Raw genomic sequence first — 11178 nt, 5'->3', positions numbered from 1 at the left:
GGCGCGGAAAGGGGCGGGCCCGCCCGAAAGGGCCCACCCCGCCTCCCCCGACGCTGTTGGCCGATTCGGGCCCGGCACGACGTCGGTTCCCGAGCCCCGGACGCGGGCTCGGGAACCGACGTCGTCGTATGGGCGGGATGCCGGCGTGGACGCGGCCGGGCGGACCAGTGAGGTCACCGGCGGAGACATCCCGCGGACACATCCCAGCGGATACAGCGCGGCGGATACAGCGCGGGGCCGCTGAACGCGGTGGCTCTCGCGGAGCCGGCCCGGACCAGCCGCCGCGCGCAGCACATCGCCCCGCCGATCACACGATCGACGGGGCGAGAGGGGCCGAGTGCCGCGGAGGGGCGATCAGCGTTTCCGGGCGGGGCGCGAGCGCTTGCCCGGACCCACCGTCACCACCTCGAAGTTGGACTTGGTGCGGTCCAGCCGGTGGAAGAGGTTGTCCGGCCCGGTGATGTACATCGTGGACACCCCGGCGTCCTTCAGCGTGTCCACGACCTTGGGCCAGTGGATCGGCAGATCGAAGGTGTCCAGCAGCATGGTGCGCAGTTCGTCGGCCGAGGTCACGATCGTGCCGTCCTGGTCGGTGACCACGGGCAGCTTCGGGTCCTTGAGGTCGTACCTCGGCAGGATCTCCTCGGCGGCCCGGCGCCGCAGCTCCGCGAACGCGGGCGCGTGCACCGCCGGGACCATGGTGTACATGGAGTAGCCGCCGGCCTGGCTGATCGCCTTCTTGAACCCCTCCAGCTCCTTCTCGCGCAGCGAGACCATGAAGAAGCCGTCGTCGAGGTAGCCGGAGTAGTCGTACCACTCGCCGCGCTCATCGAACTCGGCGAGGATCTCCGTCAGCTTCTCCTGCGGGGTGCGGACGAAGGTGTGGGTGACCGCGTCCTGGTACTCCTCGGTGAAGTAGGCGTGCTCACAGCGGGCCAGTTCCGCGGTGAGCCGCACCACCTCGGGGAACGGCAGCGAGCTGACGTAGGCCGCCGCCGCCTTCTGCCCGAAGCTGGGTCCCACGCACAGGTCCGGGACCAGGCCGTGTTCCTGCTCCGCCCGGTCCGCCGAGGCCATCGAGTTCACCAGGAAGGCGATCTGGGTGGCCTCGGAGTAGTCGTCCTCGGAGTCGCGGAGCCGGTCGAAGACCGAGTAGCCGAGTGCGTCGTCGGCCTCGGCGAGCCGCTTGCGGGCGAACGGGTCGAGCGTCAGGAACCTGCCCACCTCGGAGAAGCTGGAGGGTCCCATGCCCGGGAACACGATGGCTGTCTTCGTCTGCTCGGATGCCGTCATGGTGTGGTGCCTTACTCTCTGGACCTGCCGTCGCTCAGTCCTGCGCCCGGCGGTTGAAGCCCCGGATACCGATGAACCCGTAGATCAGGATGGACGCCCCGATGGCGCATCCGCAGATCCACAGCGGGATCGACTCCGGGATTCCGGGGCCGGAGGGCAGCAGCAGCCCGCGCATCGCCTCGGTGACGTAGGTCAGCGGGTTGACGGAGCACAGGATCTGGAACCAGCGGACGCCCTCCAGGCTCCGCCACGGGAACTGCGTGGCCCCGGTGAACATGATCGGGGTGAGCGTCATGGCGAAGACGATGGAGATGTGGCGGGCGGGCGTCAGGGTGCCGAGGGTGAGCCCGACCGCGGCGCCGACCAGTCCGCCGAGGGCGAGGATGCCCAAGGTCTCCGGCATCTTGGACAGCGGCCAGGAGACGTCGTCCAGCAGCCACAGACCGATCGGGATCATGACCAGGGCGCCGATCACCCCGCGCATCGCTCCGAAGATGGCCTTCTCCACCGCCACCAGGCCGACCGGCAGCGGCGAGAGCAATCGGTCCTCGATCTCCTTGGTCCAGGAGAAGTCGATGGCCAGGGGCAACGCGGTGTTCTGCAGGGCGACCAGGAAGCTGTTCAGCGCCACCACACCGGGCAGCAGCACCTGCTGGAAACCGGGCTGGGTCATGCCGATCTCGCCGAGCACCTTGCCGAAGACGAACAGCATGAAGAACGGTTCCACGATGACCTGCCCCAGGAAGGGGCCCATCTCGCGGCCGGTGACGAAGATGTCCCGCCACAGGATGAAGAAGAACGTCCGCCACCGGCTGGCGCGGCGCCGGTGGCGTCCGCCGCGGCGCTTCCCGTCGGGCAGTTCGAGTTCGAGTCCGCGCTCCGGCTCGGGCTCCACGAGGGGCGAACGGGCCTCGGCCGCCGCGATGATGGCGTTCAGCGCGGCCTTGGCGTCCTGCGCGGCCTGGGAGGCCGACGGGGCCGGCTGGGGCTTGATGACCAGCGTCAGGGTGTCGCCGATGTCGCCGTGCGTGGTCCCGGACCCCGTCGGCTGGTGGTGCCTGTGCTCATGGGGGCGGGTGTCGAGCGGCTTGGGCTCGTGGTGCCTGGTCTCGTGCGACGTGGGCTGCTTGACCGGCGGGGCCGCGGGGGCCTTCCGCTCCTCGGCCCGTTCCTCGGCGGCGGGCGCGGCGTTCGGCGACTTGGACCGGACGAGCACGGTCCGGGTGTCCTCGAAGCCGTCGTCCTCGGCGGCCTTGATCTCGGCGGCCCTGTCGTCGTCGCCCTTGTCCCGAGCCGGCGCGGCGGGGGCAGGGGTCCTGGGGTCGGGGACCTTGCGCTCGGCCGGCTTGTCGCCGGAGGGGGCCTGGCCGCCGCCCTGGCTCGCGGACGGCGTGGCGTCGCTCGCGGGCTTCTCCTCCGTGGCCTTGGCGCCGGTGGTCTCGCCCGTCGAGGACGGGGGTCGTGCGGAGGTGCTCACCGCATCTCCTTCCCCGTCAGCTCGACGAACACGTCTTCCAGACTCGCCTTGCTCACATTCAGGTCCTTGATTTCACAGCCGGTGTCGGACAGGGCCTTGATGACGGTGGGCAGGAGTACGGAGGACGGCGCGTTGCTGTAGACCTTCATCCGGAAGGTGCCGTCGCCGTCGGGTGTGCCCTCCTCCTGCTGGAGCACCTCGACCCGCTCGGCGACACCGAGGCTCTGCACCATGTGGACCACGCCGTTCATTCCGCTGTACGGCGGCCGCACCGTGACGGTCAGGGCGGTGTTGCTCATCCTGCCGGTCAGCGCCTCGGGGGTGTCCAGGGCGAGCAGCTTGCCGTGATCGACGATGCCGATCCGGTCACACAGCCTGGACGCCTCCTCCATGTCGTGGGTGGTGATCACCACCGTCACGCCACGGGTCTTCAGCTCGGCCACCCGGTCGCGCACGAAGATCTGCGACTGCGGGTCCAGGCCGGTGGCCGGCTCGTCGAGGAACAGCACCCGGGGACGGTGCATCAGTGCCCGCGCGATCATCACGCGCTGCGCCTGGCCGCCGGAGACCTCGTCCGCCCGAGCCTTGGCGTGGTCGCTGAGGCCGAGCCACTCCAGGCTCTCGTCCGCCAGCCGGTTCCGCTCCGAGCGGGAGAGCCCGTGGTAGCCGGCGTGGAACAGCAGGTTCTGACGGATCGTCAGCGATCGGTCGAGGTTGTTGCGCTGCGGCACGACGGCGAAGGACTGGCGGGCCACCGCCGGCCTGGCTATCACATCGACACCCTGCACGAAGGCGCGTCCGCCACTGGGGGCGACCCGGGTGGTCAGGATGCCGATGGTGGTGGTCTTGCCCGCTCCGTTGGGGCCGAGGAAGCCGAAGACCTCACCGTGCTTCACGGTGAAGCTGAGATTGTCGACAGCCGGAACGGGCCGGCCTGGGTACTTCTTGACCAAGCCGTCGACAACGACGGCGAAATCAATGGGACGTGTTGGGTTCATCGCTGTCGTCGCACCGAATTTAATTGGCAGGAGGAGAACATTCTTTCCTCATGTTTAACACGACTGCTTGACTCCGGGCCCGTGGCTGCTCGCAGGTTAGGGGGTGGTGGCACGGGTGAGGGGGCTTTAGGGGGCACCTCCGGCGGCCCGTGTCACACCGGGATGACGCGGTACCCGCATATAAGGCGTACCTCCGAATAGCGGTCACTAGGGGTTGTGGCGCCGGAGAAGGCGCTCGTAACCTCACGGAGTCAGCATCTCGGACGAGCGTGGTCGACGCGCCCCACCATGCACTCGTGCCCGGCCCCTCAGTGCAATCGCGGGGATGTACTCCTTGAGCCAGATCAAGCCCGATGATGTGGGCCTTATTCGGATATTGCAAACAGAAACCGCAAGCAGTTTCCGGCTGATCTGTTTCCCTGAATCCGCCCACTCCACCGCGTACTACCTCTCCCTGTCCGAGCTGCTGCTGCCCACGGTGGAGGTGCTGGCGATCCAGTACCCGCTGCACATCGGCGTCGAGGACGGCGACGAGGAGCGGTTGGCCGACTCCCCGGAGCTGGCGGACCGGATCTTCGGCGCGCTGGCGGAGTGGATGGACCGCCCGCTCGCGTTCTTCGGCCACCGGGCCGGCGCCGACCTCGCCTACCGCGTCGCCGAGCGCCTGGAACGGGAGACCGGAACGCCGCTGCTCACCCTGTTCGTATCCGGCCGGACCGCGCACTGGGGGAGGTCCCTGGGGCCCCCGGTGCTCGGCTGCCGGATCGTCGCCCTCGCCGGTGAGGGCGACCCCAAGACCCCGCTGCGCGGCGTACGGGCCTGGCGGCGGCGTACGAGCGGACGATTCGACCTCGAGGTGTTTCCCGGCTCCCGTGGCTACCTCGACTCGAGCCGGAGAGAGGTCGTCAACCTGGTGCACGACCAGTTGCTCTCACAAGTCTCCGTCGACGCCGAGTGGGAGACCGGCGCCGAGGACAAGGGAGCCTAGGGGCCGGCCCGGGGCTTCCCGTACTCGTCAGCGGAAAGGAAAGAGTACGTTCGATGACCGCGAAGATCTACGCGCCCGACTCGGTGCACACCCTGGCCGACTTCGAGCTGGACGCGCTGCGCGTCGCCGATGTGATCCGCGAGCACGGGGTGGCCCACGGCGACCGTGTCGTCTTCAAGGCGGGCAACTCCGCCGCCTACGTCAGCGTGCTGTTCGCGCTCATGCACGTGGGAGCCTCCATCGTCCTGGTCGACCAGCAGGAGCACCCGGACGAGACCCGGCGGATCGCCCGGCGCACCGGTGCCGGGATCGCCTTCGTCGACGACGACGCCCCGATCCACGCCGACATCCGTGCGGTCAGCCTCTACGAGCTGATCGCCCCGGCTGCCGGACGCCCGCTCACCACCCGCGAACTGTCCTTCGACGCCTGGGCCGACCGGCCCGACGGCCTGATCATGTGGACCTCCGGCTCCACCGGCGAGCCCAAGGGCGCCGTCAAGTCCGGCCGCAAGTTCCTCACCAACCTGGAGCGCAACGCCGCCCAGGTGGGCCACCGGCCGGACGATGTGCTGCTGCCGCTGCTGCCCTTCGCCCACCAGTACGGGCTGTCCATGGTGCTCATCGCCTGGCTGACCCGCTGCTCACTGGTGATCGCCCCGTACAAGCGCCTGGACCGGGCGGTGCAGATGGCCGGACGCACCGGCGCCACGGTGATCGACGCCACCCCGTCGAGCTACCGCACCATGCTCAACCTGGTCGGCCGCAAACCGTCGCTGCGGGCGCGGCTGGAGCAGGTCCGGATGTTCTGCTCGGGCGCGGCGCCGCTCGACGGCGCCCTCTCCGACCGCTATGTCGCCGAGTTCGGACTGCCGCTGCTGGACAGCTACGGCAGCACCGAACTGGGCAACATCGCCTTCGCCACCCTGGAGAACCCGGTCTCCTGCGGCCGGGCCATGGACGGCATCAAACTGCGCGTCGTCGACGAGGACGGCCATCCGGTCGCCCCCGGCCAGGCCGGTGAGATCGAGGTCGACACCCCGGACGCGCTCGAGGGCCATCTCGCCGAGGACGGCACCATCGACGCCATACCCACCGGCTGGCAGTCCACGGGCGACCTCGGCTACCTCGACGAACACGACAATCTCTTCGTCCTGGGGCGGAAGTTCGCGGTGCACCGCTCCGGCTACACGCTCCACCCGGAGCTGATCGAGCGGAAGGCGGCCCTCGCGGAGATCTCCACGCGGATCGTGCCGCTGCCCGATGAGCGCCGCGCCGGCGACACCCAGCTGGTGTTCTTCGTGGAGGACGACCAGTTGCGGGACGCCAAGTACTGGCGTGAGCGGCTGTGCCAGGTGCTCCCGGTCTACGAACAGCCCAACCGCGTCGAGGTGCTGGAGAACTTCCCGCTCAACCGCAACGGCAAGCCGGACAAGCGTCGGCTCGAGCAGATCGCCCGGGGCTGAGGTGGCGAAGGGGGAGCCGGTGACCTGCGGCGACGGCTCCCCCTGGGCCGGTGGCCGGGGCCGTCAGTCGTACGGAAGCTCCAGCGGAGCGAAGGCGTCGAAGAGATCACCGGGGCCCGGATTGTCCGGATGTGTGGTGCCGCCGAGGTGATGGAGCACCCCCCACACCGCGTTCAGCGCCGTGGTCACCGCTCCCTCGGCGAACCCCGCCGTCCAGGAGACGTCGTCCCCGCACAGGAAGAAGCCGCGCTGCCGCGCATCCAGCCCACCCTGCATGAACTGGGTGAACAGCCGACGCTGATAGCGGTAGTGGCCGGGCAGATTGTTCTTGAAGGCCCCCATGAAACGGGGCTCGGTCTCCCAGGTGACGGTCAGCGGCCCGCCGATGATGTGCGACCGGATGTCCACGTCCGGATAGATCGCGCCCAGCTTGGTCAGCAGCGTCTCCAGCCGCTCCTCGGCCGAGAGCGTCGCGACTTTCAGCGAGTCGTCGTTCCAGGTGTACGACAGGCACATCACCCCGGGCCGGTCGGGCCCGTTGTCGAACAGGTAGGTCCCGCGCGGCATCCGGTCGGTGAGCGTCATGCTCATCACGTCGTGGCCGGCCGCCGGGTCGGCGTCCCGCCAGAACGGCCGGTCGACCAGGACGAACAGCTTGGACGCGCCCATGTAGTGGGTGCGTTCCACCGCCGTCCACAGCGGGGTGGACAGCAGCGCCGGATCACAGTCGATCCGGTTCAGCAGCGTCCACACATGCGGGGTGAAGACCACCGTGGGGAACTCGCGCTCCTCGCCGCTCTCGTCGGTCACCCGTATGCCGTCGTCGGTCCGCCGCAGCCGGGTGACCGCGGGTCTGGGCCGGCCACCGTGCAGCGAGGCCAGCGAGGTGCCCGCCGGCCAGTGCGCGAGGGTCTCCGGCCGGTGCTCCCACAGCCCGTTCGGCACCTGCGAGGACCCGCCGACGATGCTCACGTGGTTGTCGTCGGCCTCGGTGACCACGACGCGCAGGATCTCCAGCATCGAGTTGGGGAAGTCGGTGTCCCAGCCGCCGGTGCCGAAGCCGACCTGGCCGAAGATCTCCCGGTGGCGGAACGACTGGAAGGTGGAGGAGGTGGCCAGGAAGCCGTAGAAGGACTGGTCGTCGAACTCCCTGACCAGCGCGTTCCATACGGTCTTGAGGGTGGCGACGTCCCGCCGCTGGATGGCGTCCCGCAGGGTGGCCAGGTCGGCGCGCTCCTGGAGCGCCTTGTCCCACGCGGCGGCGACCTCCTGGTAGACCTCGGGAAGCTCGCCGGCGGTGCGCGCCCGGTCCTGGCCGCCGTTCAGGTCGATCAGCGTACTGGGGGTGGCCGGTGCCAGCGGATTGGGAAAGGGACGGGTGGGCAGGCCCAGCAGATCGATGTAGTGGAACAGTGACCGGGCGGAAAGGGGAAAGCGCATGGCGCCCATCTCCGCCTTGTATTCCGGATTCCCCGGGAAGGGTGTGGAGCGCATCCGGCCACCCAGTTGCTCCGCTTCGTAGAGAACGGGGCGAAGCCCGAGTTTCAGAAGCTCATATGCGGCGGTCAGTCCGGACATACCGCCACCTATGACCGCGACTTCCGTCCCGTGCGCCGCACTCGGCAGGGTGCCGAGACCGGCGGGATGGCTCAGCCATCTGTCGTAGGAAAAGGGAAAATCCGGCACGAGCATCGTCGTGGCGGACGTGGTCGCACACGTCATGGCATCAACCTCTTGGGGCCGAGCGGCATCGCGGGGATATCAGGCGGTGTAAGCGACATCGAAATCCAGGCTCGCGGGCAGTTCTCGGCGCTGGCTGATGTTGATCTTCCGGTAGACACGGGTCAAGTGTTGCTCCACCGTGGAGATCGTTATGTAGAGCTTAGCGGCGATCTCCCGGTTGGTGTAGCCGGAGGCCGCCAGCGCCGCGACCCGGCTCTCGGCGTCCGAGAGTTCGGAGAACGCGGCGGTGTCCTCACCGGTACGGGCCGCCTCCGACAGGGCCGAGCGTGCCGGGGTGCGCTGGAGCGAACGGGACAATTCCTCGGCGCCGCAGCTGTCCGCGAGCCGCAGGGCCCGGCGGGTCATCAGCCGGCTGGTGTCCAGATCCCCGAGCTGTTTGTGCGTCTCCGCCAGATCCGCCAGCGCCCGCGCCATCTCGTACCAGCCGCCGCTCGCCTGGAGCACCCCCACCGCCTGCTGGAGCAGCGCGGTCCGCTCGTTCAACGGCCGGGTGGCGGCCAGGATCCGCAGCGCGGCACCACGGGTGGGGGAGGCGGACTCCCCGGCCAGCTCCAGCTGTTCCTCCGCCAGCCGCGCCGCCCGCTCCTGGCCGCCCAGGGCCAGCCAGGTCTCGGCGGCGCCGAGCCGCCAGGCGAGGGTGGCGGGCGAATCCAGGTCCCAGGCGGCCATCTTCTCGCCACAGGCGCGGAAGTCGGTGAGGGCCGCGTGATGACGGCCGGTGGCCAGCTGATGCCGGGCACGCGCGTAGAGGTAGTGCAGCCCGTAGCGGTTCCGGTACATCTCCTCCGGCACCGGTCGGGCCAGCAGTTCGGCCGCCGCGTCATGGTTGCCCATCGCGGTGTGCGCGTTGACCAGCATCCCCAGCGGCATGCCGACGGTGACCCCCCAGCCGCGCGCCGGAAGCTCCGCCAGCGCCCGCTCCGCGAACCGGACGGTGTCCTGGAGCCGTCCCACGCGCAGCGCGATCTGGGCCCGCAGCACGCAGAAGTAGGCCAGCAGCGCCTTGGCGCCGCGCTTGGACGTCTCCTCGATCAGCCGGTCGCACCAGGTGGTGGCGGTGGCGTGGCGGTCCGCGTACACCAGCGTCTGGAGCGCGGCGTGCACCGTCAGCATCGTCCGGTCGGAGAGCCGGACGGTCTCCAGCACCCGCTCCGCGGCCCGTACGGTGTCCTCGTCGACGCCCCGGCTCAGCACGGTCCACAGCGCCCCGAGCGCGGTGAGCTGGGGGGACTCGGGGGTCCGGTCCGGCGACGGCGCGTCGTCGTCCCACCGGCCGACGGGCTCTCCCCGGTGCAGGAAGGGCCGCAGTTCGGGGTGGTCGGGGTAGGTGGTGGCGAGCGTCAGTCCGATGGTCCGCAGACCCGTGTCGAGTTCGGGGCTCGGGCTCCCGGCCGCGGCCCGGCTGACCTGCGCGAGGGCGGCTGCCGCCTCGCCCATCCGGCCGAACCCCAGCAGCCCGATGATCACAGCGAGAGTGTGCCGCGTCGGCAGCTGTCCGCTGCCGGCCGGGCCGGCCAGCGACTGGAGCCGCCGCATCTGGGACAGCGGGTTGAACGGCCACATGGCCTGGACCATGGTCGCCTGGAGGACGAGCGCCTCGCGCTCATCGGTGCTGCACCGATCGGCCATCTGCAGGCAGTTCATCGCCAGTTCCCTGCGGTCGGCGGCGATCGCCTGCTCGGCGGCGTCCCGCAGCGCCTGCGGAATCCACTCCTCGACCGGCTCGGCCGCCTCGTGGCTGAGCAGATGGCGGGCCACGTCGATGGGGTCGGCGCCCTCCTCGTACAGCAGCCGGGCAGCTCGGTGGTGCAGCGGGCCGAGCTCGTCCATCTCCAGATCCTCCAGGAGCACGGTGCGCACCGCGTCGCTGCGGAACTGCGCGTCGTGCAGGATCCCCACCTCGGTGAGCGTCGCCACCGACCGCCGGACCTGCCGCTCCTCGACCTCGATCAGCTTGCTCAGCAGGGGAACGGACACCGCGTCACCCAGCAGCGCGATGGCATGGGCCACCCGGCGGTGGGCCGGGCCGCCGCGGTACACGCAGGACAGCGCCGCCTGCCGGAACAACTCTCCGGCCACCGGAGAGCCCGGCGCGGTGTGCACAGGGCCCCGGGCGAGGCGGGAGAACCGGTCGTCCAGGAGTCCGCGCAGCAGCAGGAGGTTGCCGCCCGTCATGTCGTGGAACGCGGCGGCGTGGCGCTCGGCCTCCTCGGCGCCCAACTCCTCGGTCAGCAGGGTGGTGACGCCGGCGACGGTGAGCGGGGCGAGCCGCACATGGCAGACCTTCGGCTCGTGCAGCACCTCATCCAGTGCCGGGGCGGTGGGCCCGGTCAGTGACCCGCGGCTCACCACGACGGACAGCGCCTCGGAGCGACATCGGCGGATGCCGTACGCCAGACAGCGCAGTGACGGCAGATCGGCGAACTGGACGTCGTCGATCGCGATCAGCAGCGGGGCGTCAGCGGTCAGTTCGTCGAGTGTGCGGTGGAACTCCTGGAGGAGCGGGAGGTCGGCCTGGTCGGGGCCGTACGGGTTCGGGGGCACGTCGAGACCCGGCCGCGGCCGGGCGTGCCGAAGGTGCGCCGGCATGCTCTGGTAGAGCTGATCGAGCACGGCGTACGGGAAGTTCTGTTCCGAGGTGGAGGCGACGGCGGGCAGCACCCGGACGCCTCGCGCACTCGCGGTATCCGCCACGGCGTGCAGAAGCGCGGTTTTCCCCGACGTCATGGCACCGCTGATGACGGCCAGTCGGCTTCCTGGCCGGGCGTCCTCGAAGAGGAGCCGACTGAGCCGCGCCATCTCCTGATCGCGCTCCACCAACACGTACGAAGCACCTTCCCCGAAATTACTCGTGAGCGAGGGGAAGCGAATCACCGTGCATGGCACACCTGGTAACGCACCGTCCCCCCGGACGAAAATACCTTGCCGGCCATTGGTGCCCTTGTTCCCTCCGGTTGCACCCTGTGCGGCGGCATGGCTGCTCTGTGTTACGTCGCGTGTTCTCGGCCTCTCCCGACGCGGCTGGTGTGTGCCAGCCCTGGATCTCGGGTATGAGGTGATTGCGAACTCTAGCAGTGCCGTTGATGCGAAAAGATGACCGTTGTGTCACGGGTGAATTTGTTCGACTGAGGTCACGGTGTGGTAAGCGAGTTGTGAAGCCCCGCGTGACCGGTCGGATCGGGCTCCGTCGCTGGTGAGCGGGGTGGAGCCGGGGGG

General features: G+C 69.7%; 7 protein-coding genes. 2 read left to right on the top strand and 5 right to left on the bottom strand.

Annotated features, from left to right (window positions below; translation table 11 throughout):
- Positions 1-354: 354 nt before the first annotated feature.
- Genes N6H00_RS14510 through N6H00_RS14500 form a run of 3 tightly spaced genes read right to left on the bottom strand, consistent with a single transcriptional unit; the run spans position 355 to position 3768 of the window.
- Positions 355-1293 carry an ACP S-malonyltransferase gene (locus N6H00_RS14510; protein WP_268972089.1) on the bottom strand — a complete coding sequence of 313 codons (939 nt, stop codon included), beginning with the start codon at positions 1291-1293 and terminating at the stop codon, positions 355-357.
- A gap of 34 nt (positions 1294-1327) precedes the next feature.
- The gene (locus tag N6H00_RS14505) at positions 1328-2770 is read right to left on the bottom strand and encodes an ABC transporter permease (protein ID WP_268972088.1); all 1443 of its coding nucleotides are present in this window, start codon (positions 2768-2770) and stop codon (positions 1328-1330) included.
- Complete coding sequence (locus tag N6H00_RS14500) at positions 2767-3768, bottom strand: ABC transporter ATP-binding protein (RefSeq protein ID WP_268972087.1); 1002 nt, start codon at positions 3766-3768, stop codon at positions 2767-2769. Before N6H00_RS14500 ends, N6H00_RS14505 begins: the two co-directional genes overlap by 4 nt.
- 376 nt (positions 3769-4144) lie before the next feature.
- Between N6H00_RS14500 and N6H00_RS14495 the strand changes: the two genes are divergently transcribed.
- On the top strand, positions 4145-4756 hold the full coding sequence (locus N6H00_RS14495; protein WP_268972086.1) for a thioesterase II family protein: 612 nt from the start codon (positions 4145-4147) through the stop codon (positions 4754-4756).
- 53 nt (positions 4757-4809) lie between these two features.
- Positions 4810-6219 carry a class I adenylate-forming enzyme family protein gene (locus tag N6H00_RS14490; RefSeq protein ID WP_268972085.1) on the top strand — a complete coding sequence of 470 codons (1410 nt, stop codon included), beginning with the start codon at positions 4810-4812 and terminating at the stop codon, positions 6217-6219.
- Between the two features lie 63 nt (positions 6220-6282).
- Here the strand turns inward: N6H00_RS14490 and N6H00_RS14485 are convergent, their stop codons facing one another.
- Entirely contained in the window at positions 6283-7941 is a 1659-nt protein-coding gene (locus tag N6H00_RS14485) for a flavin monoamine oxidase family protein (protein ID WP_268972084.1), read from the bottom strand.
- Between the two features lie 39 nt (positions 7942-7980).
- Positions 7981-10785, bottom strand: a complete 2805-nt coding sequence (locus N6H00_RS14480) for a helix-turn-helix transcriptional regulator (RefSeq protein WP_268972083.1) — start codon at positions 10783-10785, stop codon at positions 7981-7983.
- Between the last annotated feature and the right edge of the window lie 393 nt (positions 10786-11178).

Source organism: Streptomyces sp. S465 (assembly GCF_026898115.1).
GTDB classification, from domain to species: domain Bacteria; phylum Actinomycetota; class Actinomycetes; order Streptomycetales; family Streptomycetaceae; genus Streptomyces; species Streptomyces luomodiensis.
The sequence above is the reverse complement of the archived record's forward strand: the minus strand, read 5'-3'. Positions and strand labels throughout refer to the sequence as shown.

Excerpts from the sequence above, each read along its gene's own strand:
- N6H00_RS14510 (WP_268972089.1), bottom strand. The coding sequence starts at position 1,293 with ATGACGGCATCCGAGCAGACGAAGACAGCCATCGTGTTCCCGGGCATG.
- N6H00_RS14500 (WP_268972087.1), bottom strand. The coding sequence starts at position 3,768 with ATGAACCCAACACGTCCCATTGATTTCGCCGTCGTTGTCGACGGCTTG.
- N6H00_RS14490 (WP_268972085.1), top strand. The coding sequence starts at position 4,810 with ATGACCGCGAAGATCTACGCGCCCGACTCGGTGCACACCCTGGCCGAC.
- N6H00_RS14485 (WP_268972084.1), bottom strand. The coding sequence starts at position 7,941 with ATGACGTGTGCGACCACGTCCGCCACGACGATGCTCGTGCCGGATTTT.